At 66.2% G+C, this 25,858-nt stretch carries 28 protein-coding genes; 6 read left to right on the top strand and 22 right to left on the bottom strand.

The annotated features are described in order from the left end of the window. Window positions 1–44: 44 nt before the first annotated feature. The 4 genes from JC881_RS22015 to JC881_RS22000 form a co-directional block, all read right to left on the bottom strand. Window positions 45–1,043 (bottom strand): AraC family transcriptional regulator, encoded by a 999-nt coding sequence (locus tag JC881_RS22015; protein ID WP_198787808.1) that lies wholly within the window; start codon window positions 1,041–1,043, stop codon window positions 45–47. 65 nt (window positions 1,044–1,108) lie between these two features. Continuing rightward, window positions 1,109–1,816 (bottom strand): class I SAM-dependent methyltransferase, encoded by a 708-nt coding sequence (locus tag JC881_RS22010; protein WP_198787807.1) that lies wholly within the window; start codon window positions 1,814–1,816, stop codon window positions 1,109–1,111. Window positions 1,817–1,887: 71 nt separating this feature from the next. Beyond that, complete coding sequence (locus JC881_RS22005) at window positions 1,888–2,586, bottom strand: hemerythrin domain-containing protein (protein WP_233101959.1); 699 nt, start codon at window positions 2,584–2,586, stop codon at window positions 1,888–1,890. Between the two features lie 102 nt (window positions 2,587–2,688). Then, window positions 2,689–3,624 carry a LysR family transcriptional regulator gene (locus tag JC881_RS22000; protein WP_198787805.1) on the bottom strand — a complete coding sequence of 312 codons (936 nt, stop codon included), beginning with the start codon at window positions 3,622–3,624 and terminating at the stop codon, window positions 2,689–2,691. Window positions 3,625–3,753: 129 nt separating this feature from the next. Between JC881_RS22000 and JC881_RS21995 the strand changes: the two genes are divergently transcribed. After that, window positions 3,754–4,920 carry a mandelate racemase/muconate lactonizing enzyme family protein gene (locus tag JC881_RS21995; RefSeq protein WP_198787804.1) on the top strand — a complete coding sequence of 389 codons (1,167 nt, stop codon included), beginning with the start codon at window positions 3,754–3,756 and terminating at the stop codon, window positions 4,918–4,920. A 28-nt stretch (window positions 4,921–4,948) separates the two neighbouring features. Here the strand turns inward: JC881_RS21995 and JC881_RS21990 are convergent, their stop codons facing one another. Together JC881_RS21990 and JC881_RS21985 are read right to left on the bottom strand one after the other, a co-directional pair. Next, entirely contained in the window at window positions 4,949–5,626 is a 678-nt protein-coding gene (locus JC881_RS21990; protein ID WP_198787803.1) for an alpha/beta hydrolase family protein, read from the bottom strand. Continuing rightward, window positions 5,623–6,360: an AP2 domain-containing protein gene (locus JC881_RS21985; protein WP_233101958.1), complete on the bottom strand. Its 738-nt coding sequence runs from the start codon at window positions 6,358–6,360 to the stop codon at window positions 5,623–5,625. Before JC881_RS21985 ends, JC881_RS21990 begins: the two co-directional genes overlap by 4 nt. A gap of 218 nt (window positions 6,361–6,578) precedes the next feature. On the opposite strand from JC881_RS21985, the gene xth reads away from it, so the two are divergent. Both xth and JC881_RS21975 read left to right on the top strand, forming a co-directional pair. Then, window positions 6,579–7,364 carry an exodeoxyribonuclease III gene (xth, locus tag JC881_RS21980; protein WP_198787802.1) on the top strand — a complete coding sequence of 262 codons (786 nt, stop codon included), beginning with the start codon at window positions 6,579–6,581 and terminating at the stop codon, window positions 7,362–7,364. A gap of 14 nt (window positions 7,365–7,378) precedes the next feature. Further along, window positions 7,379–7,915, top strand: a complete 537-nt coding sequence (locus JC881_RS21975) for a hypothetical protein (RefSeq protein WP_198787801.1) — start codon at window positions 7,379–7,381, stop codon at window positions 7,913–7,915. A 29-nt stretch (window positions 7,916–7,944) separates the two neighbouring features. On the opposite strand, the gene ntrC is transcribed toward JC881_RS21975, so the two are convergent. The 13 genes from ntrC to JC881_RS21910 all read right to left on the bottom strand — a co-directional run bounded on the left by ntrC (window position 7,945) and on the right by JC881_RS21910 (window position 22,034). Then, window positions 7,945–9,474 (bottom strand): nitrogen regulation protein NR(I), encoded by a 1,530-nt coding sequence (gene ntrC / locus JC881_RS21970; protein WP_198787800.1) that lies wholly within the window; start codon window positions 9,472–9,474, stop codon window positions 7,945–7,947. 24 nt (window positions 9,475–9,498) lie between these two features. After that, on the bottom strand, window positions 9,499–10,578 hold the full coding sequence (glnL, locus tag JC881_RS21965) for a nitrogen regulation protein NR(II) (protein WP_198787799.1): 1,080 nt from the start codon (window positions 10,576–10,578) through the stop codon (window positions 9,499–9,501). Between the two features lie 14 nt (window positions 10,579–10,592). Then, window positions 10,593–11,108, bottom strand: a complete 516-nt coding sequence (locus JC881_RS21960; RefSeq protein ID WP_198787798.1) for a hypothetical protein — start codon at window positions 11,106–11,108, stop codon at window positions 10,593–10,595. A 132-nt stretch (window positions 11,109–11,240) separates the two neighbouring features. Next, on the bottom strand, window positions 11,241–12,656 hold the full coding sequence (gene glnA / locus JC881_RS21955; RefSeq protein ID WP_013540245.1) for a type I glutamate--ammonia ligase: 1,416 nt from the start codon (window positions 12,654–12,656) through the stop codon (window positions 11,241–11,243). 146 nt (window positions 12,657–12,802) lie between these two features. Then, the gene (locus JC881_RS21950) at window positions 12,803–13,603 is read right to left on the bottom strand and encodes a competence/damage-inducible protein A (protein ID WP_198787797.1); all 801 of its coding nucleotides are present in this window, start codon (window positions 13,601–13,603) and stop codon (window positions 12,803–12,805) included. Beyond that, entirely contained in the window at window positions 13,600–14,487 is an 888-nt protein-coding gene (locus JC881_RS21945; protein ID WP_198787796.1) for an EI24 domain-containing protein, read from the bottom strand. The genes JC881_RS21950 and JC881_RS21945 overlap by 4 nt, the downstream gene beginning before the upstream one ends. A 53-nt stretch (window positions 14,488–14,540) precedes the next feature. Then, a complete protein-coding gene (locus JC881_RS21940; protein ID WP_198787795.1) occupies window positions 14,541–15,515 on the bottom strand; it encodes a sterol desaturase family protein in 975 nt (324 codons plus the stop codon). Window positions 15,516–15,525: 10 nt separating this feature from the next. After that, complete coding sequence (locus JC881_RS21935; protein ID WP_198787794.1) at window positions 15,526–16,332, bottom strand: polysaccharide deacetylase family protein; 807 nt, start codon at window positions 16,330–16,332, stop codon at window positions 15,526–15,528. Beyond that, a complete protein-coding gene (locus JC881_RS21930) occupies window positions 16,316–17,335 on the bottom strand; it encodes a YncE family protein (protein WP_198787793.1) in 1,020 nt (339 codons plus the stop codon). Before JC881_RS21930 ends, JC881_RS21935 begins: the two co-directional genes overlap by 17 nt. Window positions 17,336–17,416: 81 nt before the next feature. Next, window positions 17,417–18,175 (bottom strand): pseudouridine synthase, encoded by a 759-nt coding sequence (locus JC881_RS21925; protein ID WP_198787792.1) that lies wholly within the window; start codon window positions 18,173–18,175, stop codon window positions 17,417–17,419. Between the two features lie 57 nt (window positions 18,176–18,232). Then, window positions 18,233–19,969: a gamma-glutamyltransferase gene (ggt, locus tag JC881_RS21920; RefSeq protein WP_198787791.1), complete on the bottom strand. Its 1,737-nt coding sequence runs from the start codon at window positions 19,967–19,969 to the stop codon at window positions 18,233–18,235. A 50-nt stretch (window positions 19,970–20,019) separates the two neighbouring features. After that, window positions 20,020–21,615 carry a methyltransferase regulatory domain-containing protein gene (locus tag JC881_RS21915; protein ID WP_198787790.1) on the bottom strand — a complete coding sequence of 532 codons (1,596 nt, stop codon included), beginning with the start codon at window positions 21,613–21,615 and terminating at the stop codon, window positions 20,020–20,022. Between the two features lie 170 nt (window positions 21,616–21,785). Beyond that, on the bottom strand, window positions 21,786–22,034 hold the full coding sequence (locus tag JC881_RS21910) for a hypothetical protein (RefSeq protein WP_198787789.1): 249 nt from the start codon (window positions 22,032–22,034) through the stop codon (window positions 21,786–21,788). 50 nt (window positions 22,035–22,084) lie between these two features. On the opposite strand from JC881_RS21910, the gene JC881_RS21905 reads away from it, so the two are divergent. Together JC881_RS21905 and JC881_RS21900 are read left to right on the top strand one after the other, a co-directional pair. Then, a complete protein-coding gene (locus tag JC881_RS21905) occupies window positions 22,085–22,372 on the top strand; it encodes a hypothetical protein (RefSeq protein WP_198787788.1) in 288 nt (95 codons plus the stop codon). 42 nt (window positions 22,373–22,414) lie between these two features. After that, on the top strand, window positions 22,415–22,594 hold the full coding sequence (locus tag JC881_RS21900) for a hypothetical protein (protein WP_233101957.1): 180 nt from the start codon (window positions 22,415–22,417) through the stop codon (window positions 22,592–22,594). Window positions 22,595–22,785: 191 nt separating this feature from the next. On the opposite strand, the gene JC881_RS21895 is transcribed toward JC881_RS21900, so the two are convergent. From JC881_RS21895 to JC881_RS21885, 3 genes are all read right to left on the bottom strand, one after another. Further along, window positions 22,786–23,019, bottom strand: coding sequence for a hypothetical protein (locus tag JC881_RS21895; protein WP_198787786.1), 234 nt, complete (start codon window positions 23,017–23,019; stop codon window positions 22,786–22,788). Next, window positions 22,977–23,243 carry an SOS response-associated peptidase family protein gene (locus tag JC881_RS32875; protein WP_198787877.1) on the bottom strand — a complete coding sequence of 89 codons (267 nt, stop codon included), beginning with the start codon at window positions 23,241–23,243 and terminating at the stop codon, window positions 22,977–22,979. The genes JC881_RS21895 and JC881_RS32875 overlap by 43 nt, the downstream gene beginning before the upstream one ends. Before the next feature lie 241 nt (window positions 23,244–23,484). Further along, entirely contained in the window at window positions 23,485–23,715 is a 231-nt protein-coding gene (locus tag JC881_RS21885; protein ID WP_198787785.1) for a hypothetical protein, read from the bottom strand. 336 nt (window positions 23,716–24,051) lie between these two features. On the opposite strand from JC881_RS21885, the gene JC881_RS21880 reads away from it, so the two are divergent. Beyond that, complete coding sequence (locus tag JC881_RS21880; RefSeq protein WP_198787784.1) at window positions 24,052–25,464, top strand: lactonase family protein; 1,413 nt, start codon at window positions 24,052–24,054, stop codon at window positions 25,462–25,464. The last annotated feature ends 394 nt before the right edge of the window (window positions 25,465–25,858 follow it).

Genomic DNA, 25,858 nt, shown 5'->3' with positions numbered 1-25,858 from the left:
CACCGGCATCGCAGCCCGGCGTTCAGCCCTTCCGTTCAATCTGTTCAGTCGGTCGCGCCCGCGCCTCGGGGCGACGTGCCCAGCACCCGCTTGTAGGCCCGCGCCAGGATCGCGCCGGTCGAATAGCCCACGCGCTCGGCCACCTCGTCGAGCGACAGCCGCTGCTCGCGCAGCAGCCGCGCGGCCAGGTGGATGCGCCAGTTGGCCAGGTAGCTCATGGGCGAGAGCCGGGTCTGCTGCTGGAAGCGCGTGGAGAAGGTCGTGCGCGCCATGTGGCAGAGGCTGGCGAGCGAATCGAGCGTCCAGGGCTGCTCGGGTTGCGTGTGGATCACATGCAGCGCCGCGATCAGCCGTGCGTCGTGGGGCGCGGCGGCGCCCTCGGGCGTGCCGGTCGCACCCTGCCCACTCGGAGCGCCGGGGACATCCGGCAGTTGCGCCGCCTGGCGCTCGAGATGGCTCAGCACGATGTGGCGGATCAGCGTGTTCACCGTGTCGGCCATGCCCACGCCGCGGCCGCCGCGCCGGATGTCCGACATCCAGCGCACCAGGTCCGTCATGGGCGGCAGCCAGGGCAGCGCGCTGTTGCTGCTCTGCAGGTGCATCACCGTCGGGAGCTGCGCGATGAACGGATTGGTCGCGAGCTCCTTCGTCCAGAAGAAGCTCCCGCTCACCACGGTGTCGGCGCTGCGGTCCAGGTCCATGTCCACCGCGTAGGTCGAGCCCTTGCGCTCGATCTCGCGCGCCAGCAAGTCCTCGAAGCGGATGGGCCGCGCGCCCTCCTTGTCGTAGACGCGATGGCCGCCGCCGTGGGGCAGGAACAGCACGTCGCCATGCGCCACCTGCAGCGAAGGGCCGCCGCCGCGCATCAGGAGATGGCACGATTTGCCGGCGAAGACATAGAGCGGCGCACGGCTGCGGCTGTCGATGTCGATGGCGAAGTCGTGGCCGAAGCGGACCTGGAAATTGAGGATCGGCTCGAAGCTCAACGTATCGACCAGGGCGTCGTACTTCGCTTCGGCCCTGTGGCGAGGGACGATGGGCATGAGGCGGGCGGGAAACGGTCGCGAAGCCGCGAGCGTATCAGGCCGCCGCGTCTGCAAGGCGGCGCTCAGGCGCCCTTCTTCGTGACCTCCAGCACCCACACCACCTCCAGCCGCGGCGGGTCCACGTGCGCGAGCCTGATATCGAAAGGCAGCCCCACTTCGTTGCGGGCGGCCAGCAGGAGCGCGAACATCTCGGTCACGGTCCACACATGGAAATGGATGTTGGTCCGCTCCCGCATGAAGGCCTCGGTCAGCGCCTCCAGCTCCTTGCCGCGCTTGCCGTCGATCACGCGCAGCCACTCCTCGTAGTGCGCGCGCCGCGAGACGCCGGGCCCCCAGACGTGATCGCGGATGGCGTGCTCCACGCTGGTGACCGCGCGGGGCAGGTCGAAGGTGTAGCGCTTGTCCGGCACGGCCATGAAGATCATGCCGCCGGGCCTGACGACGCGCACGAAGGTCTCGATCGCGCCGATGGGGTCCTCGCAATGCTCCAGCAGGTGATTGGCGATGAGAAAGTCCTGCGACGCATCGGCCACGGTGGCCAGCAGTTCGCCGTCGTCGACGATGTCGGGCGCGCGGATTCTCTCGGCGGCCTCGGGAAAGCGCTCCCGCAAGACCTCGATCGGCGCGACATCGACGTAGCGCGCGGTGGCGCCGGGCGGCAGCGCCAGCGGGTTGTGCAGGGCGCCGATCTCCAGGCCCTGCCCGCGCAGGAAATGGCGCGCGATCGCGGCGCGGGTGAGTTCCTCGGCGGGTGTTTCGGGGGCGCCCACCTCCTCGCGCACCAGTGGCGCACGCGTGCGCGCAGCCCATCGAAAAAGCCTTTCCGGCCGCAGCTGCCCGATCATGCTTCGACCCCCTGCGGATCTTCTTGCGCGAGGCCCTGCAGAAGCCTGGACCACTCGCCATCGGAGAGATGGGCCTGCAGCATGTCCATGGCCGCCTGGAACGCGGCGGGCGCGGCGCGCCGAAGATTCCGCATCGTCGCGGTGCGCTCCGCGGGCGGCATGGCGGGCACCAGCCAGCGCAGGATGAACAGGAGCTCCTCGGGCGCGATGGATTCGGTCAGGGCGTGGTGCAGGTTCATGATCTCGGCGTCGGTGCAATGGGTCCACAGCACCGCGTTGTGCACGGTTTCCTCCAGGTGCTGGTGCTCGAAGTTGCTGGCGATGAAGAGCGCCAGGCTGCGGTACAGCGCGGCCGCCGCCAGCGTCCGCTGACCGGCGTGGCAGGTCGCCAACCCGGCGGCCGCGGCGCCGATCCGCCCGGCCTCCTCGTCATGGTCGGCGTGCTCGTAGACCACCGCGCGGCTCGCGCCCGGCGCGTGCACTTCGAGCAGCGGATGGATGAAGCGGTTCTCGTGGTCCGCATGGGCGCGGCAGACGTCGAGCAGCCGGCGCACGTCCCGGGCGGTCCGCGCGACGTCCTGCGGATCGTCAGGGTCCATCCGGCCGAGCTTGAACAGCGTGTCCGCCATGAGGGCGCGCAGCGCCTTGTGGATGCTCGAGTAGATGTCGAAGCGCGGCTGGATGGGAGAGGTCATCGTGGGTGGGCATCGGTTCGGTCCCCGCATTGTTCGGGGCCTGCGCATGCCGCGCCACAGCCTGGCGGATCGAAGATGCAGCCGATCGTCCGGCGGCCGCTTTCAGTTGCCGCCGGAGGTGCCGCTGATCAATGCCCACAGCGCCTCGGCCACCGGCGGCATCGGCGCGAGCTGCCGGTACAGCCGGATGTCCACCGGCACCCGCCAGCCGCCCGCACCCGCATCGACCAGCGCGCCGGTGCGCAGGTCTTCGGCCACGAGGCTCATCGGCAGCCACGCGAGGCCGCGCCCTTCGAGCGCCATGGTCCTGAGCAGCGCCGCATGGTGCGCCGTGAAGACCACCGAGAGGGACGGCGCGAAGTCCTTGCCGAATTCTCTGTCCTGGATCGACCGCATGATCCGCCCGAGGCCCGAGGCCTCGCTGTACGCCAGCACCGAAGGCGCGCGGTCCGCGCCCAGCGCGTGCTGCGGGGCGCCGTCCGCACCGGGTGCCGCGACCGGCACCAGCACGTCGTCGCTCAGGCGCTGCACGGGGTACTGCGCCTCGTCGAGCCGGCCGGGCGCGCCGGCATGGCCGTGGCACAGCACGAACTGCACGCGGCGCTGCAGCATCAGGTCTTCGCAGGCCTGCGAGCTGTCGGAGATGGTCTGGATCGGCCCCATGCTCAGCCGCGCCTCCACGCTGCCGAGCCAGCGCGTGAAGAAGGTCAGCGAGAGCACGTGCGTGGCCGCGAAGCTCAGGCTGGCCGCATCCAGGTCGTGCGCGTGGCGGGCCTCGGTGCGGGCCGCCTGCAGGCCGGCCAGCACCTCCTGCAGCAGCGGCTGGAAGCGCTTGCCCGCCGCGGTCAGCGCGACCGGGTGCGCGCTGCGGTCGAAGAGGTCGACGCCCACCCATTCCTCCAGCGCGCGGATGTGCCGGCTGAAGGCGGGTTGGGCGATGGAGCGGGCCTGCGCGGCGCGCGAGAAATTGCCGGTCTCGGCCAGGGCCTGGAAGTCTTCCAGCCATTCGAGATCGAGGGGTCGGTTGCCGGGGCCCATGTGCAGCGCGGTGGAATGAATAGTTGTATGCAATTGGAGTATTGGACGGTGCGAGCCCCGCCGGAAAAAGATGCATGCCTTCCTGCACTGCACCTTGAACCACGGCGGAGATTCTCCCCCACCCTCCTCATGAAAATCGTCGACATCCTCGAATCCACGCGTCCCATCAAGTCGGACATCCGCAACGCCTACATCGACTTCTCCAAGATGACCCTGAGCCTCGTGGCCGTGGTCACCGACGTGATCCGCGACGGCAAGCCGGTCATCGGCTACGGCTTCAACTCGAACGGCCGCTACGGCCAGGGCGGCCTGATCCGCGAGCGCTTCCTGCCGCGATTGCTCGAGGCCGAGCCGGCGTCGCTGCTGGACGAGAGCGGCGAGAACCTCGACCCCCACAAGGTCTGGGCCCGCATGATGATCAACGAGAAGCCCGGCGGCCACGGCGAGCGCTCGGTGGCGGTGGGCACCATCGACATGGCCGTGTGGGACGCGGTCGCCAAGATCGCCGGCAAGCCGCTCTACCAGCTGCTGGCCGAGCGCTACGGCAATGGCACGCCCGACCCGCGCGTGTTCGTCTATGCGGCGGGCGGCTACTACTACCCCGGCAAGGGCGTCGAGGGCCTGCAGCGCGAGATGACCAGCTATCTCGAGCGCGGCTACTCGGTCGTGAAGATGAAGATCGGGGGCGCCACGCTCGCGCAAGACTGCGAACGCATCGAGTCGGTCCTGAAGATCCTCGGCCCCGGCCAGCAGCTGGCGGTGGACGCCAACGGCCGCTTCGACCTGCCCACGGCCATCGATTACGGCCGCGCGCTCTCGCAGTACCCGCTCTTCTGGTACGAGGAGGCCGGCGACCCGCTCGACTACGAACTGCAGGCCAAGCTCGGCCAGGTGTACGCGGGCCCGATGGCCACGGGCGAGAACCTCTTCTCGATGCAGGACGCGCGCAACCTCATCCGCCACGGCGGCATGCGGCCCGACCGCGACTGGCTGCAGTTCGACTGCGCGCTGAGCTACGGCCTGGTCGAATACCTGCGCACGCTGGACATGCTGAAGGACCACGGCTGGTCGCCCTCGCGCTGCATTCCGCACGGCGGGCACCAGATGTCGCTGGCCATCGCCGCGGGCCTGGGCCTGGGCGGCAACGAGAGCTACCCCGACCTGTTCCAGCCCTATGGCGGCTTCCCCGACGGCGTGAAGGTGCAGGACGGCTACGTCACGCTGCCGCCGCTGCCGGGCATCGGCTTCGAGGGCAAGGCCGATCTCATCGCCGAGATGCGCGCCCTCGCCAGCTGATACACCAGCTGATACGGCAGCTGGCCGGTCAGCCGATGCGCCAGGCCTGCGTCCACAGCGCCAGGCCGTCGAGCGCTTCGTCCAGCGCTTCTTCGCTCGAGCGGCCGCTGCGCTTGGGGACGCTGAACGAGTGATCGGCGTCGTCGATTTCCATCGACGTGGCCAGCGGTCCCAGGCCGCGCAGCATGGGGCGCATCTGCTCGGGCTCCGCGAGCTTGTCGCGCGTGCCGTGCACGAACAGCATCGGCACCTCGACGTCGTGCAGATGAGCCGCGCGATCGGTGGAAGGGGCGCCGGCCGGATGCAATGGAAAGCCGAGAAAGATCAGGCCCTGGACGCCCGGCAGGGGGTCGAGCGCCTGGGCCTGCGAGGTCATGCGGCCGCCGAACGATTTGCCGCCGGCGAACAGGCGAACGCCATCGAAACGCTGCGCGGCGCATCGGACGGCCGCTCGCACGGCGGCATGGGCAAGCGCCGGCGAATCCACGCGCTTGATGCCTTTTTCCATGTACGGAAACTGATAGCGCAGCGTCGCGATGCGCCGCTGCGCCAGGCCCTCGGCAACGGCGTGCATGAACGGATGCGCCATGCCCGCGCCCGCGCCGTGCGCAAGGACGAAGCAGGCTTCGACATCGGTCGGCGCTGTTGCCAAGGCTGAGACGTCGATGCCGGACGCGACGGAAATTGCGATCTGCTCTGTTTTCATTCGGCTTGTCGGCTTTCGCGTTTCTTGCGGGCCAGTTGGCGCCGGCGCTCGGCCTCGGCGAGCGTCCTGGCCTTGTCGTAGCCATGTTCGGCGACCGAGAACGCCTTGCTCGTCGTGCCCTTCCCCGCGGTGTAGGTGATGGCCATCCAGTAGCCCGGGTGCTTGGGCCGGGGCGACTTGAAGGTCACGCCGGAAACTCCGCTGCGGTTGTTCTTGCGGACGATTTCGGACTTCGACCGCTTGGGCGGCAGCTTCGCGGACGAACGGGCGGGCGCCTTGCGGATCGCCTCTTCGGCAGGATGCACCTTGGCCAGCCCCGACATCTGGCCCAGTTGCCGGCCGCGCTCCTGGACTGCCATCGATCGCGCGGCGCTTCCCTGGTCGCTCGCGAGAAACAGCGCCCGCAAAATCTGGTCGTGGGCGATGTAGGTCTTGGCGAGCCAGCCGAGAATCTTTCCGCTGGGTGTGAGCAGGCGGAACACGCCGGGTACGCCGGTCTTGTTGTTGGGCCGGACCTTCTCGGCCCGGGAGCGGCGCGTGGGCGGCGGCAGGCTTTTCACGAGCGCATCGCGCCAGCGTTGCGCGTGCGCGAGGGCTTGCGCGATGCCGCCGTAGCTGGCCCGGCCGAACACCTCGCGGTGCCGCACGCCGGACCTGACGATGGACACCTCGAAGCCCCAGGGCCTGGTGTAGATGCCGTACATCTCGGCTGGGTTCGGAACCCCTTTGGGCATGCCTGGAAAGCTCTATCCGTGATTTGGTTACTCATAGTAACAGTAGATAACAGGCAGTGCGTGCATGACGTTTGGGCCGTGATCCGACAAGGCACACGCGGCGCGGCAACGTACATTTCTGGCTCGGGCATCGCGCGCCGCCAATTCCGATGGACGGTTTGATGCCGATCCGGCGTATCGTTCCGCAAATACCATTGAAATCAACAGCTTAGCGATTCATGAAAATAGCCACCTGGAACGTCAATTCCCTCACGGCCCGCCTGCAGCACGTGCTCGACTGGCTGATCGCCAACCCGGTCGACGTGCTCTGCCTGCAGGAGCTCAAGATGACCGACGACAAGTTTCCGCTGGAGGTGCTCAAGTCGGCCGGCTACGAGGCCGCGGTGTTCGGACAGAAGACCTACAACGGCGTCGCCATCCTGAGCCTGGCGCCGGTGCGCGACGTGGTGAAGAACATCGGCGGCTTCACGGACGACCAGTCGCGCGTGATCGCCGCCACCATCGAGACGCCCTCGGGCCCGCTGCGCGTGGTCAACGGCTACTTCGTCAACGGGCAGGCGCCGGGCACCGACAAGTTCGAATACAAGATGAAGTGGCTGGACGGATTGCGCGAATGGCTGCGGCAGGAGCTGGTGGCGCACCCGAACCTCGTGCTGCTGGGCGACTTCAACATCGTGCTGGAAGACCGCGACAGCTTCGACCCGGTGGGCCTGAAGGAAACGATCCACCACACGACCGAGGAGCGCAACCATTTCAAGGCGCTGCTGGCATTGGGCCTGACCGACAGCTTTCGCCTGTTCGAGCAGCCCGAGAAGAGCTTTTCGTGGTGGGACTACCGCATGCTCGGCTACCAGAAGAACCGGGGCCTGCGCATCGACCACGTGCTCGTGAGCGCGCCGCTGGTGCCGCGCGTGAAGGGCTGCGTCATCGACCGCGTGCCGCGCAAATGGGAGAAGCCGAGCGACCATGCCCCGGTGGTGCTCGACCTGGACCAGGGCGCCTGATTGGAATGACCGTCATGACCGCTTTTTCCGATCGCACCTTGCCCCGGGCTGGCCGCGCCTTCGCGGTCCTGGCCCTTTCGTTGGTCCTGGGGGCCTGCTCGCTCCTCAAGCCCGCCGAGAAGACCGAAGACGGCAAGAGCGCCACCGCGCCCGCCGACGAAGGCGCGCCGGCCCGCAGCGACGTGCCGACGGTGCGCCTGATCACCGCGCAGACGCCCGCCGTGCGCGCCTACCGCAAGACCGGCGCGCGCCACATCTACAAGGCGTACGCGAACCGGATCTACAAGGGAAAGATTCCGCCGCTGGTCTACGCCGTGGTGGTGGTCGAGACCGACATCGACGCGGACGGCAAGGTGACCAACGTGACCTTCAGCCGCGTGCCGAGCCACGCCCCGGAAGTGCCGCCGATGATTGCCGAGCTCATCAAGGCGACGTCGCCGCTGCCTTCGCCGGGCAAGCTGGGCGGCCACACGTATCTCGATACCTGGCTCTGGGACAAGAGCGGCAAGTTCCAGCTCGATTCGCTGACGCTGGGCCAGCGAAGCAGATAACCGCCGAGGCGCGATGCCTCGGCCGGCGTTCACTCGATGCCCAGTTCCTGGATCTTCCGGGTGATCGTGTTGCGCCCGATGCCCAGCTTCTGAGCCGCCTCGATGCGGCGGCCGCGCGTGTTGGCCAGTGCCGTGAGGATCAGGCGCGATTCGAAGCGGCGCGAGAGCGCATCCCACACGTCGGTGCGGCCGGCGGCCAGCAGGGCCTGGGCTTCGAGCTCGAGGCCGCTCTCCCAACTGCTCACGCTGGCGGGCGCTTCCACGGTTTCAGGGGCAGTGGCGACGGACACCGATTCGCGCTCGATGCCCGTGCCCGGCAGGGGCGCAGCCAACGGTTGCGCGGCAGCGGCCACCGGTGCCGCCGCCTCGACCGCATGCGTGTCGGCGCTGACCGCCATCACCTCGGGCGGCAGGTCCTTGGTTTCGATCAGCTGCGCGGGCGCCATCACGGTCAGCCAGTGGCAGATGTTCTCGAGCTGTCGCACGTTGCCCGGAAAGCCGAAGGTCGCGAGCTTCACGAGCGCCGCATCGGAAATCCGCTTGGGCTCGACGCCGAGCTGGCGCGCGCTCTGCTGCAGGAAATGGCGCGTGAGCGCGGGCACGTCCTCGCCGCGTTCGCGCAGCGCCGGCAGGCGCAGGCGGATCACGTTCAGGCGGTGGAACAAGTCTTCGCGGAAGCCGCCGAGCTTCACGCGCTGCTCCAGGTCCTGGTGGGTCGCGGCGATCACGCGCACGTTGGCCTTGACCGAGTTGTGGCCGCCCACGCGGTAGAAGTGGCCGTCGCTCAGCACGCGCAAGAGGCGCGTCTGCAGGTCGAAGGGCATGTCGCCGATTTCGTCGAGAAAGAGCGTGCCGCCCTCGGCCTGCTCGAAGCGGCCGCGGCGCATGGTCTGCGCGCCGGTGAAGGCGCCGCGCTCGTGGCCGAAGAGTTCGCTCTCCAGCAAGTCCTTCGGAATCGCCGCGGTGTTGATGGCCACGAACGGGCCGTTGGCGCGCGGCGAGTGCTTGTGCAGCGCACGCGCCACCAGCTCCTTGCCCGAGCCCGATTCGCCGGTGATGAGCACCGTGACGTTGCTCTGCGAGAGCCGGCCGATGGCGCGGAACACGTCCTGCATCGCGGGCGCCTGGCCGAGCATTTCGGGCGCGGCGACCATGCGTTCTTCGGAGACTTCCTCGCGCTGGCTTTCGTCGACCGCGCGGCGGATGAGCTCGACCGCGCGCGGCAGGTCGAAGGGCTTGGGCAGGTATTCGAAAGCGCCGCCCTGGAAGGCGGAGACGGCGCTGTCCAGGTCCGAGAACGCCGTCATGATGATGACCGGCAGGCCGGGGTGCTTGGCCTTGATCTTGTCGAGCAGATCGAGCCCGGAGCCGCCGGGCATGCGGATGTCGCTCACCAGGACCTGCGGGCCCTGCTGCTCGTCTTCGCCGGCCTGCTCGAGCGCTGCGAGCACCTCGCGCGTGTTGGTGAAACTGCGCGTGGGCAGGTCTTCGCGCAGCAAGGCCTTCTCGAGCACGAAGCGGATCGATTGGTCGTCATCAACTATCCAGATCGGCTTCATGCATCTCCTTGTTGCCGTGCTGCGCTAGGGCAGCGGTATCAGTATCTTGAAATCGGTTCGGCCCGGGACGCTGTCGCACTCGATCACGCCGTGATGCTGTTGCACAAAAGTTTGCGCAAGCGTCAGCCCGAGGCCTGTTCCGCCCTCCCTGCCCGATACGAGCGGATAGAAGATGCGGTCCTTGATCGTGTCCGGCACACCCGGTCCATTGTCAATTACATGCAATTCCAATGCCAATCGATACCACTGCTTGTTGAATATCACCTGGCGCGCGATGCGGGTCTTGAAAGTGATCTGCGCATCGCCTGCCGCGCGGCGCTCCGCAAGGGCCTGCGCGGCGTTGTGCACGATGTTGAGGGTGGCCTGGATGAGCTGCTCGCGATCGCCCCGGAACTCGGGGATCGACACGTCGAAGTCGCGCTCGATGTGCAGGTCGCGCGGAAACTCCGCCAGGATCACCGAGCGCACGCGCTCGCAGACTTCGTGGATGTTGACGTCGCCCACCACATGCGGCCGGCGATGCGGTGCCAGGAGGCGGTCGACCAGCGTCTGCAGCCGGTCGGCCTCGTGGATGATGACCTGCGTGTATTCGATGAGGTCGCGCGACTCGACCTCCATCTGCAGCAACTGCGCCGCGCCGCGGATGCCGCCCAGCGGATTCTTGATCTCGTGCGCGAGGTTGCGGATGAGTTCCTTGTTCGCCTGCGCCTGGTCGATGAGCCGCTCTTCGCGGTCCTGCCGCACCTGGTGCTCCAGCGGCGACATCTCGATGATGAGTTCGCCCTTCTTGTCGCCGTGTGCGAGCGTGACCTGCACCGGCATCAGCTCGTGATTGACGCGCCGCAAGAAGGCTTCGTAGCGCAGCGTGGCGAAGTCGTTGCTGCTGGCGCCGTCGATGGCCGTTCGCAGCACCTGCGGCTCATGAAAACATGCGCCGAACTGCGAGCCTTCGAGCGTGCGGCGCGAGGTGCCTAGGGCGTCTTCGAGGCCCGCGTTGGCGAACAGCACGGAGCCGTCGCTGTTGACCACCGCGATCAGCGTGGACAGCAGGTCGAAGGTCTGAAAGCGCGTGTTGGCGCCGACCGCCTTCTTCCCGAATGCCATGCGTTGTTTACTGGTTACTGGGACTTGTTGGCGGGCAGCCGGCCGATTTCGCGGCGGATGCCTGCGATGTCGCTCTCGTTGCGCGCGAGTTCGGCCTTCATTTCGGCCACGCGATCGAGGTACTTCTGGTAATTGCGGCCTTCGCTGCCCTGCTTTTCGGGCTCGCCGTTGTTGAATTCCTTCTGCAGCTCGGCCTGGCGGGTCTCGGCTTTCTTGAGCTCGGACTCGAGCACCGAGCGGGCTTCGCCGTCCCGGGCGCGCTGGTCGACGCCTTCGACGCGGGGGCTGCCGGCCGGCGCGCGCGCGGCGGAAGAGCCCGAACCACCGGAGCCGCCCGACGACTTCGTCGTGCCGCCGCCGCCCTGGACCACGGTGACGTTGCCGCCCTCCATGACCTTGCAGCCCTTTTGCTGGGCGATGGTGGCGTTGTTGGTGTATTCATTGCCGCAGCGCCACACGCGCTCCTGCGAGGCCGCCGGCAGGGCGGCCAACAATGAACCGGCCAGGAAAATGAGAGAAGCAGTCTTCATGTGAATCGGTGGGTGGCGCAACAAAGGCGCATTTTCATGCAATTCGAGGCCACCGGTGACAAGATGTTCCGCGCCAAGGAAAAAGGACGGCCGGAGCCGTCCTTTCGTCTTACTTCCCCGTGAGGGGCCGCTTTACAGCGAGTAGTACATGTCGAACTCGACGGGGTGCGTCGCCATGCGGAAGCGCGTGACTTCCTGCATCTTCAGCTCGATGTACGCGTCGATGTACGAATCGGTGAACACGCCGCCCTTGGTCAGGAAGGCACGGTCCTTGTCCAGGTATTCCAGGGCCTGGTCGAGGCTGTGGCACACGGTCGGGATCAGCGCGTCTTCTTCCGGCGGCAGGTGGTACAGGTCCTTGCTGGCGGCTTCGCCCGGGTGGATCTTGTTTTCCACGCCATCGAGGCCAGCCATCAGGAGCGCTGCGAAGCCCAGGTACGGGTTCATCAGCGGATCGGGGAAGCGCGCTTCGACGCGGCGGCCCTTCGGGTTGGCCACGAACGGGATGCGGATCGAGGCCGAGCGGTTCTTGGCCGAGTAGGCCAGCTTCACCGGGGCTTCGAAGCCGGGCACCAGGCGCTTGTAGCTGTTGGTGCCGGGGTTCGTGATGGCGTTCAGGGCACGGGCGTGCTTGATGATGCCGCCGATGTAGTGCAGCGCGAAGTCCGAGAGACCTGCGTAGCCGTCGCCGGCGAACAGGTTCTTGCCGTCCTTCCAGACCGACTGGTGCACGTGCATGCCCGAGCCGTTGTCGCCGACGATGGGCTTGGGCATGAAGGTGGCGGTCTTGCCGTAGGCGTGGGCCACGTTGTGGATCACGTACTTCTGCAGCTGGACCCAGTCGGCGCGCTGAACCAGCGTGCTGAACTTGGTGCCCAGCTCCATCTGGCCGGCGTTGGCCACTTCATGGTGATGCACTTCGACCGGGATGCCCAGCGATTCGAGCACCAGGCACATTTCCGAGCGCATGTCCTGGAAGCTGTCGACCGGGGGAACCGGGAAGTAGCCGCCCTTGACTGCGGGACGATGGCCGGTGTTGCCGTGCTCGTATTCCTTGTCGGTGTTCCAGGAGGCTTCTTCGGAATCGATCTTCACGAAGCAACCGGACATGTCGTTCTTCCAGCGGACGCCGTCGAACACGAAGAATTCGGGTTCCGGACCGAAGAAGGCGGTGTCGCCCAGGCCCGAGGCCTTCATGTACGCCTCGGCGCGCTTGGCGAGCGAACGCGGATCGCGCTCGTAGGCCTTGCCGTCTGCCGGGTCGATCACGTCGCAGGTCAGGATCAGCGTCGTTTCTTCGAAGAAGGGGTCGATGTTGGCGGTGTTGGGGTCGGGCATGAGCTGCATGTCCGAAGCTTCGATCCCCTTCCAGCCAGCGATGGACGAGCCGTCGAACGCGTGGCCCGAGGTGAATTTGTCTTCATCGAAAGCCGAGACCGGCACGGTGACGTGCTGCTCTTTGCCACGGGTGTCGGTGAAGCGGAAGTCGATGAACTTGACCTCGTTTTCCTTGACGAGCTTGAGTACATCGGCGACGGTCTTTGCCATCAGTTTCTCCTGAGTTGGATGGTGGTTTGGAATACGGGAACGAAGGATGCAGTTTCTGTGCCATTGTCGCCTCACGGATTGAGGCTTTCTCGGCAGATGCACCGCTTAAATACAGAAGGAAATTCCCCAAATTGGTGCAATGACTTTTAACGCACCAATTCTGGGCCAAGCTTGGCATCGAAAGTGTGCAACCCTTCGATCAGCTGGGTATACGCCGCATCGAGCCGGCCCGGGTCGCCTTTGACGCCCAACTCGATGTGACGGCCGTATTGCGGGTGATCGACGCTGGGCAGGCTGAACACCTTGATGCCGGCGTGAGCCTCCTCGATCGCCTGCATCAGGGGCGTGAGGGTCGCCTCCATCGCACCGAAAACGATCACCGACTTCTCGGCGATGGCGTTGCGGGTGAACAAATCGGGGTAGCGGCCGTCGAGCACCGATTCGATCATCGGCCAGGCCATGACCGGGAAACCCGGCACGAAATGCACGTGCTCGACGCTGAAACCCGGGATCTTGTTGTACGGGTTGCGAATGATCGTCGCGCCCTCGGGGAACACGCCCATGTTCAGGCGGTGGATGTTGTCGGGACGGTCGGGCTCGTAGACCGTGCCCTGCTCCTTGGCCGTGTCCTGCATGCGCTCGCGGATCAGCACCTCGGCCTCCGGGTGCAGCGCGAGCGGCACGCGCAGCGCCTTGGCGGCGCACTGGCGGGTGTGGTCGTCGGGCGTGGCGCCGATGCCGCCGGTCGAGAACACGATGTCGCCCGAGGCGAAGGCGCGCATGAGCGCCGCGGTGATGCGCGTCGGCTCGTCGCCCACGTATTCGGCCCAGCCCAGCTGCAGGCCGCGCGCGGCGAGCAGCTCGATGACCTTGGGCATGTGCTTGTCGGCGCGCTTGCCGGAGAGGATCTCGTCGCCGACGACGATGAGACCGAATGCGCGTGTCATGGTGAACCCCATTGAGAAAGAGCGGCCTGGTTGGCTTCGGCTGCTTCGAGCGCGGGCGTGCCGCCTTCGGCCGAGGCCAGTGCCGCGGCGCGCTGCGTGCGCAGCTGGGCCAGGGCATCGAGGCAATAGTGCGCGAACCAGAGTGCGGAGAAGGCAAAGACCAGTGTGTAGATCCAGATGGCGATCGGCACCAGCACGAAGAAGGCGGCGGCGAACAGCAGGCCAGAGGCCCAGACGATGCTCGGCGCGGCGCCGAGGTAGCCGCACAGCACCCCGATGCACAGGAGCGGCAGCCGGTGCGCGCGCAACAGCGTCGCGCGCTCCTCGGGGCTCGCGTGCTCGGCCAGCGCATCGAAACTCATGACCCGGTAGGTGAGCCAGCCCCAGATGAGCGGCGGAAGAATCAGCACCAGCGGCGGAATGAGCCAGAGCGGCATCGAGACCACCAGCGCCACAAGCGCCAGGAGCGTCACGCCCAGCGAGCGGGCCACGCTGCCGAAGAAGGAGGCGCCCTTCTTCTGCTCCAGTGAGGGAAAGCGGCGCTCGCCCACGAGCTTGGTGAGGGCCGGGGACATCAGCCCCGCCACGATCAGGAGCGACACCACCACGATCAGCGGCGTGGCGGCGAACACCACCACCATCGAGGCCAGCACGGAAGTGATGTCGCTGGAGAAAAGCCGCCCGATCCAGGCCCAGAAGCTGGACAGCAGCGGCCAGGCGTCGAGCGCGCCGCGCGTCCAGGTCACGGCCGAATCCCAGTAGAAATAACCGAGGCCGGCACCCAGCACCACCATCACGCCCAACGGCAGCAGCGACAGCACGATCACGCGCGGCAGCATGCAATAGGCGACCGCGCGCCAGAAGGAGTCGAGGAGCAGGCGCATGAGGCAGCGAGGATAACGCCTGGAATCGGACCCGGGGCGATTGCCCTGGTGATTCAGCCGCGACCGACCATGCGTTTGAGGCCCAGCCACTGCTGCGCCCAGAAGCCCCGGCCGTAGTCGCGCGTGCGGCCGCCTTCGCCGGGCTCGACCTGGTCGCGGATGCCGGTCGGGTCGTAGCGGTCCTCGAAGTTCGCGGTGCGAAACAGCATGTCCCACCACGGCAGCAGCACGCCGAAGTTGTGGCCGCCCAGCGTGCTCCTGCCATGCGACTCGTGACCCAGGCCGATGCTGTGGTGCAGCCGGTGGAAGCGCGGGCTGATCCACAGCCGCTCGCCAATGGCGCCGAAACCCAGCTTCAGGTTCGCGTGCTGCAGGCTCTCGCTCAGCTGCGTGAAGGCGACGAAGGCGATGAACTGCCCCGGCGCCACGCCGATCAGCTGCGCCACGATGACGATGAGCGTGTCGTGGATCACATCGTCCAGCAGGTGGTTGCGGTCGTCGCTCCACATGGTCATCTGGCGCTGCGAGTGGTGCAGCGAATGCAGGCCCCACCACCAGTTGAACTGGTGCTGGCCGCGGTGGATCCAGTAGCCGACGAAGTCGAGCACCACCAAGTAGATGGCGAAGGCCACCCACGCCACGTCGGTCACGCCGGGCCAGACCTCATCGAGGTGGAAAGTGCCCCACCCCGCCGTGCGCAGGCTCCCCAGCGCATCGTCGAAGAAAGGCTGCAGCGTGAAGAAAAGCGCCAGGCGAAAGAGCCCCAGCCGATGGATCAGCGTGTAGAGCACGTCGATGCGGATCGCGTGGCGGTCGACCACCGGCTCCACCGAGCGCCAGCGCTGCAGCGGCCCGATCACCGCGAGCAGCACGACGATCTGGATGAAGCCGACCAGCAGCCAGCCGGTGGCGTCGAAGGCGTCCTCGGTCCAGCCGCCCAGGCCGATGGCGTACACCAGCGGCTGCACGGCGGTCTCGAAGAACCAGCCCTGCAGCGCGGAGAAAAGGTCCGTCAACCAGTCGATCACGGCCGCTTCCTCAAGGGTGGGATGCGATCCAGGCGCGGTAGTCGGGGTGCTGGCGCAGGGTCTGGAAGCAGAAGCCCTTGGCCTTCAGGCCGACGATCAGCGGCTCCAGGTTGGCCGGCGCCCATGGGTCCTTGCGCGACCAGATGCCCAGGTGCGCGAGCAGGATGTCCCCGGGGCGGATGGTGTCCAGCGCCTGCGTGAGCAGCTTCTCGTTGCTGAATTTTTCGCTCGGCAGCTCGTCGCCGAGAAAGCCCGCGGGCGCCCAGCCCACGTACTCGAAGCCGCAGGCCTTGGCCGCCGCCAGCAGCTTGGGCGAGGTCTTGCCGCCCGGCGCGCGGTACAGCGGCAGCGGCTTCTTGCCGGTGATGAGCGCGAGACGGTCGGAGGCCTTGCTGATGTTGGCGCAGTACTCGGCGGCGGTCCAGGTGAACTCGCGGCCGGCGAACGCGCCCGCCGAGGGCTTCACGCGGAAGGTGGGCGTGGTGCCCTTCAGATCGGCGCGCCAGTAGGTGTGGTCGTAGGTGTGCGAGGCGAACTCGTTGCCCTCGGCGGCCCTCGCCTTCCACCACGGCGCCCAGTGGTTGTCCAGGCTGTCGCCGTCGGTGGTGGTGCGCTCGGCGGCGGCGAAGAAGGTGACGCGCACGTCCTGGCGCTTGAGCACTTCGGCCACCAGCGGGGCGATGCCCATGTGGCCGGTGTCGAAGGTCAGGTAGACGGGCTTCTCGCAGGTGCCGCCCTGCGCCCAGGCGGCGGGGACGACGGAAACGGCCATCGCCAGAGCGACGGCCCTGCGGACCCGGCTAGACACGCTTGGCATGGTCGAGAGTCCAGACGCCGTGGGGCGAGCGGCCGACGTTGACTTGCCGCACCACCTTCTGCGTGGCCAGGTCGATCACGCTGAGCTTCTTGGCCCAGCGCGAGGTGACGTAGAGCGTCTTGCCGTCGGCCGAGACGTCCATGCAGTCGGGGCCGCCGGGCACCGCGTAGGTGGCGCTCACCTTCAGCGTCGCGATGTCGATGCGGCTGATGGTGTTGGCCACCCGGTTGCTCACGAACACGCTCTTGCCGTCGCCGGCCGAGCGGAAGGCGTGGGCGCCCTTGCCGGTGGGGATCTTGCCCACCAGCTTGGGCTCGGCGCCGGCCACGTCGAACACCTGCACGCCGTCGCTGCCGGTCAGGCCCACGAGCAGGGTCTTGTCGTTGTGGATGCCGTAGATGTCGGCCGGCATGGCGCCGGTGGCCACGCGCCAGCGGATGGCCTGCGTGGCTAGGTCGATGGCGATGAGCTCATCGCTGTCCTGCATCGTCACGTAGGCGATGGTGCTGGTGTTGTCGATCCAGATGTGGCTGGGCGTCTTGCCCGAGGCGATGCGCTTGGCGAGCTTGAGGTCCTTGCCGTCCCAGCGGTAGATGTCCACGTGGTTCAGCCGGTTGCCCGCGGTGACGAACCACTTCATGTCGCGCGAGAACTGCAGCTGGTATGGATCGATGATGCCGTAGACCACCCGCTGCACCTCGGCCGTCTTCGGGTTGAGGAAGGTGAGCGAATCGCCCGCCGAATTGGCCACGATGACCGACCTTTCGTCGGGCGTCATGTAGATGTGGTGCGGTTCCTTGCCGGTGGGAATGCGCAGCTTCTCGGTCCAGTCGACCGGATTGATCACGCTGACGTTGGCGTCCAGCGAGTTGAGAACGAAGATCGGGGAGAGTTCGGGCGGTGCAGCGGCGGCGGCCGTGTGGACCAGCAGGGCTGAGAGGGCTGTCAGGGAAGAAAACAGGAAGGCCGCGATGCGGCCGTTCGGGCGGGCTGGGAGTCGCAAGGGAAGGTTCCGGGAAAGAGCTGACGATCTTAACGGCCAGCCCTGAAGGCTGGCTGACCGTTCGGGCGCTCTTTCTCTCCCCTATTTCGGTGGTTTCTCGGGCTTGGCGGGCTTCGTCGGCGCACGCAGCGCCGCGACCTCCTCGGCCGTCAGCCAGCGCCACTGTCCCGGCGCCAGGTCCGCGGGCAGCGACAAGTCGCCGATGCGCGAACGGTGCAGCCCCTCGACCCGGTTGCCCACCGCGGCCAGCATGCGCTTGACCTGGTGGTACTTGCCCTCGGTGAGCGTGAGCCACAGGTGCAGCGGGCTGTCGGATTCGCAGGCGGCCGCGCGCACCGGCTTCGGGTCGTCGTCGAGCACCACGCCAGCCAGCAGCTTGGCGATCTGGGCCTCGTCCACCGGGTGCTTGGCCGTCACCTCGTAGACCTTGGGCACGTGGTGCTTGGGCGAGCCCATCTTGTGGATGAACTGGCCGTCGTCGGTCATGAGCAGCAGGCCCGTGGTGTCCTGGTCGAGCCGGCCGATGGCCTGCACGCCCTGCACCGCGCCCTTGTTGGGCCGAAGCCGCAGCGGCGAAGGCAGCAGCGTGTAGATGCTCGGATAGGTCGAGGGCTTCTGCGAGCACTCGGTGCCCGCGGGCTTGTGCAGCATCAGGTAGGCCTTCTCGTGGTACGCCCACGGGGTGCCCTGCACGGTGTAGAGAAGGCCTTCGGGGTCGAGGTCGGCAAAGGGGTCCGTCACGGCCTTGCCGTCGATGGTCACGTGGCCTTGCTGGACGAGGCCCGCGCACACGCGCCGCGTGCCGAAGCCCTGGGTGTAGAGGATGTCTTGCAGGTGCATGAGAAATGAAAAAGGCGGCCGCGCCAGCGTGGCACGACCGCCCCTGAGTTTGCAGGATCAGTAACCGGCAGCCAAACCGGTGTTGCGGCGCGGGTCGTTCGCGCCGTAGAAACGGTTGGCGCCCACTGGCTTGCCGCCCAGTGACGGCGCAACAACGATGATCGCGGCCAGGTGGTTGGCCGGCTGCGGCACGCCCAGGTTGTGGCCCATGTCGGTCAGGATCTTGCGGGTGTCGGGGCTGATGGCGAAGGTCTCGACATTGGTGACGTCGGGCAGCCATTGCTGGTGGAAGCGCGGCGCATCGACGGCTTCCTGCACGTTCATGCCGTAGTCGACCACGTTCAGGATCGTGTGCAGCACCGCCGTGATGATGCGGCTGCCGCCGGGCGTGCCGACCACGAACACCGGCTTGCCGTCCTTGGACACGATCGTCGGGCTCATCGAGCTCAGCGGGCGCTTGCCCGGGGCGATGGCGTTGGCCTCGCCCTGCACCAGGCCGTACATGTTGGGCACGCCGATCTTGGAGGTGAAGTCGTCCATCTCGTTGTTCAGCAGCACGCCGGTCTTGTCGGCCGTGACCTTGGCGCCGAACCAGTCGTTCAGTGTGTAAGTGACCGAGACCGCGTTGCCCCACTGGTCGGTGATCGAGTAGTGGGTGGTGTTGCTGCCTTCGTGCGGCGCGACGCCGGGCTTGATGTCCTTGGAGACGCCGGCCTTCTTCGGGTCGATGGCCGCGCGGATCTTCTCGGCGTAGCCCTTGTCGAGCAGGCGATCGAGCGGGTTCTTCACGAAGTCGGGGTCGCCCAGGTAGCTGTTGCGGTCCACGTAGGCGTGGCGCATGGCCTCGATCTGGTAGTGCACCGACTGCGCCGAGCGGAAGCCCAGGTCCTTGAGCGGATAGCCCTCCAGGATGTTGAGCATCTCGCAGATGATCACGCCGCCCGAGCTCGGGGGCGGCGCCGACACCACGCGGTAGCCGCGGTAGTCGCACTCCACCGGCGCGAGTTCGCGCGTCTTGTACTGGTCCAGGTCGGCCTGCGTGATGATGCCCTTGCCGGCCTGGCTCGATGCCACGATCGCCTTGCCGACCCAGCCCTTGTAGAAGCCGTCGGGGCCCTTGGCGCTGATTTCCTTCAGCGTCTTGGCCAGGTCCTTCTGCACCAGCTTCTGGCCGACCTGGAAGGGCTGGCCCTTGTTCAGGAAGATCGCGCCGGAGACCGGGTCTTTCTGGAAGTCGGCGGTGGAGGTCCACAGCATGTCGATGTCGCCCTGCTCCAGCGCGAAGCCCTTGTCGGCCAGCTGGACCGAGGGGGCGATGAGGTCGGCGCGCTTCATGGTGCCGTACTTCTCGCGCGCGTATTCCATGCCCGACACGGAGCCGGGCACGCCCACGGCGAGGTGGCCGTTGGTGCTCAGGCCCTTGACGACGTTGCCGTCCTTGTCCAGGTACATGTTGGCCGTGGCGGCCAGCGGCGCCTTCTCGCGGAAGTCGAGGAAGGTCTTGCGGCCGTCGGCCAGCTGCACGGTCATGAAGCCGCCGCCGCCCAGGTTGCCCGCCGCCGGGTACACCACCGCCAGCGCATAACCCACGGCGACCGCCGCGTCGACTGCGTTGCCGCCGCGCTTGAGCACGTCGACGCCGACCTTGCTGGCCAGGTGCTGCGCGCTCACGACCATGCCGTGCTCGGCCGCGACCGGCGCCTGCGAAGCCGCCTGCGACGCGCCCGCGGCCGTCAGCGCGAGCGTGGCCGCGACGGCGGCGCGCAGTGTCGGGGTCCAGTGGAATTGCTGCATGAGAAGTCTCCTCTTTGAGTTGGATGAAGAAGATGGATGGGGTGTTCGGCTCAGGCCGTGAGCAGCGCCTTGCGCCGCAGGTCCTTCAAGGCCAGCGCCACTTGCTGCTGCGCGAATTCCTTCAGCGCCTCGGGCTCGGTCAGCGGCTGCTCGTCCTTGATGAAGCGCAGGCGATCGGCCCGCACTTCGCCGGCCAGGTGCTCGGCGAGCGCTTCGTGCGAATGCGCGCCGTCGAGCAGCGGCAGCAGGCTACGTTCCAGCAGCGTGAGGCCCACGGGCTCGTGCCACTGGTTGCAGGCCTGCGCGTTGGCGCCCGCCGTGAGCGAGAGGCCAGGCGCGCCGCGCACAGCGGCGAGGGCTTGCGGCAGGCCGGAGACTTCGGTCGCCGCCGGCACCGGCGTGCGCCGGAAACGCAAGGCGCCGAGGATCACCAGCTCCTCGAGCATGGCCAGCACGACGCGCTCGACCGCATCGCGCGGCTCGCCGGTGAGTCTTGCCGCACCGTCGATCAGGGCCTCGGCCGATGCGGATGCCGGATAGCGTGCCTCGAGCACCTGCGCCACGGCCTTGTGCACGGGCAGGCGCAGCGTGACCTTGAGGTTGCGGATCGCATGGCAGGGTTGCTCGCGCGCGTCGAGCGTGAGCGCGCCGCCGTCTTCGGTGGTGAACACGCCGGCAAATTCGAGGGCACGGATGCGCGCCGGATCGAGGCGGTAGCGGATGTCTCTCGCGCGCTCCTGCTTGACAAGCAGCGTCTGGCGGAAGGTGCGGTTGACCAGGAAGTCGAGGTACTGCTCCATCATGATCTGGCTGCCGCCGCATTCGCGCAGCAGCGGATCGCGCACCTTCTCGCCGTAGTTCTGCACGAACATCGTCGAGGGCTCGGCATCGCACAGGTATGCCAGCCCGCGGGCATCGGCACGCGCGGCGAACTCCTTGAAGTAGCAGGGCTCGTTGCAGGGCTCCAGGAACTCGTGCAGCAGGTAGTAGCCACTGGAGCCGCGCACGATGGGCATGGTCTCCTCGAGCGTTTTCTTGAGCACGCTGTCGGGGCGCGCCGACTGCTCGAGGAACTCGAGCATGCCGCGCGCGTAGGCCAGCTTTTCCTCGGGCGTGTCGCGCGGGCCGCCGCGCAGGATCATCGCGTCGCGCACGATCTCGCGCGCCTTCCAGCCGGGGTACACGTTGTAGCTCACGTAGGCCACGCCGTTCGGCGCGAGGTTCTCCGCGCAGATGCGCAGGATCGCGTCCTGCACCGGGCCCGGCACCCAGCTGTAGACGCCGTGGCAGACGATATAGTCGAACTGGCCGAACGAGGCATCGATGTCGGCGATGTTGAACGCTCTCAGCTCGACGTTCGAGAGGCCCGCATGTGCGATGGCCGCGACGCCTTGCGACACCTGCACGGTGGACAGATCAACGCCGATGGCACGCGCCTCGGGATGGCGCGCCGCGAAGGGAATCAGGTTGCCGCCGGCCGCGCAGCCCAGCTCCAGCACGCGCGCCGTGGCGGGTGGCGGGGCATCGAGTCCGAACAGGAAAGCCAGCGCTTCCAGATGCTCCATCGCGGACTGTGGAAACGGATGCGAGTCGTAGGGCACCGAGTCGTAGTAGCTGGTCAGCGTGGAGGTCAGTGAATCCGGCACGTGTGTCCTTGGGATCTGGGAGGTTCTGGGGTCGCGATGTGACAGCGCTGGCCGACTATAGCCCCGCGATCAGGCAAAAAAAACCCAGCGGTGACGCTGGGCTCAAGCCTTTCTGCTGGCATGGCATCAAGGACCCCGCACAGGTTGACCGGCGGGGGACGGCGAACCCGTCAAGGAGAAATTGGGTGCTGCCCCGAAGGCAGCTGGCGAGAGGAAACGGCGGGTGCGGGCCCGGAGGCTTCCGTGAGAGGACGAAGCCAATCGATGGCGGCCTCGTCGGGCGGCATGGCCCGCAGCCGCGCATCGCGCCGGAGCGTGCGCGCGACGTCTTCCAGTTCGAGCGCATCGACCGTGTGCCAGCGCTGCCGCAACCGATGCGCGCAGGCGGCGATCCAGAGGGTGGCCGGGATGTTTTCCATGACGGTATTTTACTGTATATTTGTACAGTCTTTTCATCAAGGATGCCGCCATGTCTACGACCGCCGAAGATATCGACCCTGCCCCCACCACCAATCACGCGTTGACCGAGGCACTGGCCTGGATCTCGAAGTTCGCGCACGCGTGGAAGGCCATCGAGCCAGCGCCCCGGAGCCTGAGCATCGACGGCTTCATCATCTGGGGACCGGTGCTCTACGAGAAGCACAAGGGCGACGACCCGGTGAAGCTTGCGCAGCAGCTGTTCGGCAAGTCTGGCGCGTATTTCAGGTATCTTTATCCCGGACGCAAGCCAAGCGCGGGCGCAGAGCTGGCGTCTTAGAATGCCTCGATGAATTGGCGCACCACACTGCTTCCTCTTGCCTTGATCACCACCGTCATCACCGGTTGTTCGGCCCCGAACGAGATCGTGCCGTTCCGCGAAGGCGTGCTGCGTGCGCCCAGCTACACGCTGGCCGCGGACTACTGCAGTGCGAAGGACCTGACACCGAAGTGGGTCGGCAGAGCGCCTGCGGAATCCGGCGTTCTGTTCCAATGCTACTGAAGCTCTAGGCTACGAGCTGAAATGAAAAACGGCAGCCGTTGGTGACAACGGCTGCCGTTCTGTTTGAGTGGTGGAACTGGGGGGATTTGAACCCCAAAACTATCGTCCGCAAGGCCTTTATCCATGCGGGTTTTGGACTACGAGGCAAAAAACGTGTGAGAAACGTGTGAATCGCGACAAACACTCACCCGCTACGTGCGGGCTTTTTTACGCGTGGACTTCGGATCGGTTGACTGTAGCGGGTCCGGCGTCATGGCCAAGACCTCAGCCGGAAACTGCCGCATGAACTCCATCGACTTTTCCGGCGAAGCGTCGAGCCAGGCGCCATAGTCCGCCTCGGACAGGATGACCGGCATGCGCTTTTCCTCGCCCACCTGTTGCATCAATCCGAACAGCGGGTGATTGTCTGCATTGATGGTGAGCATGGCGAAGCTGTTCTCCCCCGCCGAGTAGCCGGATGCTTCCAAGGGCACCAGATGCCAGCTACCGCCAAAGCCTCGCCGCTGGCTGCCGTGATGCGCGTCGGCACATGCTCTCCTGAGCGCCAATCCGGCGCGTAGATCGCCTCACACGGCACGATGCAGTGCCAAGGCTTGAGCCACGGCCTTTTGAAATTGGCGCCATCAGCAACGCTTTCCGCTCGAGCGATGTGCGTTCAGTGGTGCCGGATATAGATCACGTCTTGCGCGAACAACGGCAGCATTCCGAAGCGCCCAACGGCAAACTCCATCCTCTCGATCTGATCACACGACTCACGCTCGAACGGGCGTCGAATGAACGGCGCTAGATCGGTTTGTCGAATGTGTGCCCGGGGCGAGCGGCTGCCAACCAGGCGAAAGCTCAAGCCCATCTGCTCGAGTTGGCTCCTACGCGTTTCCGCTTGGTAGTGGCTACAGATGATGAGCTCCTGCCCGCAATCGGTTGAGCTCTGTGCGCCCACGAGGCGTGATTCTGAGGATCACGGCAACTCTCTGCTCGGCGCCCTCGCTGCTCGATGGCGGCAACACGGCTTCTACAAGCTGAGCAGCGGCAAGCACGGCCGCGCGGCGGATGTCGTCTTCAGACCGAACCGCTAAGGGAAACGAGGCCTCTTCGATGCGCTGGAGGAAATCCATTGGCATGAATGCTCCTGTCGTCAGTGGGGAGTCGAATCCTCAATCTACCCCAGTTCATTGAGCGGTTTCAACCAGCCACCGCAGCGTGCTCGGGCGGCATCGCTATCAACCATTAGTTGCAGCAGAGGTCACGCGCGACGTCCTCCAAATCAAGCGGGTCAATCGTGTGCCACTGCTGCTGCAACCGAAGCCGCCCGGAAACGGCGTCGCCGCTACATGTAACACCCAGTTGCATTCGTTGTAATAGGTTTGTATCCTGCGCTGCCTCCGCTGCGTAGCGCTTTATTCGCTCTACGAGCACCGGCATCAACATTTCATGCCGCAAACCAATTCAACGCACAAATGAAACACCTTCTGCGCAATCGATTTGACCTAAAGCACGCCCTCACGCTCGGCTTGATCGCCACTCTTACCGCCTGCGGCGGCGGGGGCGGCGGCGGAGGCGGATTCCTTCCGATCATCCCCGTTACACCTCCGCCACCTCCGGCGCCCGCCACTTACAACGTTGGCGGCACTGTCACCGGGTTGATCGGAGACGGACTCGTCCTGCAGAACAACGGCGGTGACGACCTGCCCATCGCGGCCGATGGCACCTTCACCTTCTCTGCGCAAGTCGCAAAGGGCGCGAACTATGCGGTCACGGTGAAAAGCCAATCGAGAATTCTGACCCGCGTGTGCACGGTCAGCGACGGCAGCGGCACGGTTGCTGATGCCGCCGTCGCCAATGTGGCCGTAACGTGCGCCGCTCCTCCGGCTCGCTTCGCCTATGTCCCGTCACAACTCACAAACACGGTCACCGGCTTCAACATCGACGCGGCTTCGGGCGTGTTGACTGCGATCGCCGCACCCGCGGTAGGCGCAGGGTCCCAGCCGATCTTCACAGCCGTGCACCCCACCGGTCGGTTCGCGTATGTGATGAATATTGGCAGCAGCACCCTCTCCAACTTCACCATCGACACAACGACCGGTGCACTGAGCGCAATGGCCGTGCCCACGGTTACTACGTCTCCCAATCCTGTTGCACTCGCAGTAGAGCCGACCGGCCGCTTCTTGTATGTGATCACCCAAGCGCAAATCACGATCTTCGCCATTGACCAGACCACGGGCGCCTTGAGCGATACCGGAAAACCCTTTGTACTGACATCACCGCTCAGCCCGCAACTGCTAACGATCGACCCGCTGGGACGATTTATTCTTGCGGTGAGTGCGGTCGACAGCGAAATACTGCCCTTGGCGATCAACCAGACCACAGGGGAATTGACCGCGAGTGGAGCACCGACCGCGCTAACTGGCCCGATACAGGGGATCTTCGTGGATCCCATGGGGCGTTTTGCCTATATGCCGAATCCTCTCGGCAATACGATTGCGATGTTCTCAATCAATGCCGCGAACGGCGCGCTGACCCCGCTGAGCGTTCCGACCATCACCACGTCGAATCCGGTGACCCTCCTCACCGTGGCCCCTTCTGGTCGATTCGTGTACGTCGCGGATAGCTTCAATGGGAAGGTGGACACGTATGCGCTCGACCCTGCATCGGGTGTGCTGAGTTCCGCGCCTGTGTCGAGCATTGCTGTAGGCGGCAATCCACAGTTCGTCACGGTGGATCCGGCTGGCCGTTTCGCATATGTCCAAGACGTCATCGGCACTACTGGCTTGGGCTTCAAGATCGATGCCACTTCGGGCGCATTGACTCCGATGAGCACGCCGTCGATCCCACTGCCTCCTGGCGCGACTCTCCTGGTGCTTTCCAGGTAATCGTCAACGCGGTCGCCTCACTATTCAGTGTGGCGGCCGAATCCAAAAAGCCGCCCTTGAGGCGGCTTTTTCATGGCCACCTCGCGTACTTCGTGTCCGGCCGATCTGAGTTCCAGTCAGGGATACCTAGCGGTCGAAATCTGCCGACCTCCCCCAGAGAATCGCGCCCTTTCTATGACTAGATCCGTGCGCCTTCGAGCCGCTGCGCTTGGTCGTGCCTGCGGTCGGCGTGTAAGTCCCACTGGCGATGAAGGCTTGAACATTCAGAAGCAGCCCCGTGACGCTGGAGTTCTGAACAGAGATCAGCCCATAGGAAACCTGCGACAACCCCGCATCGAGAACACCAGAGTCATTCCGCACTATTAAGCGCGTGCGCAGGCGGGCACTGGCTGCG

The organism is Variovorax sp. IB41 (genome assembly GCF_016405905.1).
Lineage (GTDB): Bacteria > Pseudomonadota > Gammaproteobacteria > Burkholderiales > Burkholderiaceae_C > Variovorax.
Note: the sequence above shows the minus strand (reverse complement) of the source record. Positions and strands in the feature narration are given on the sequence as shown.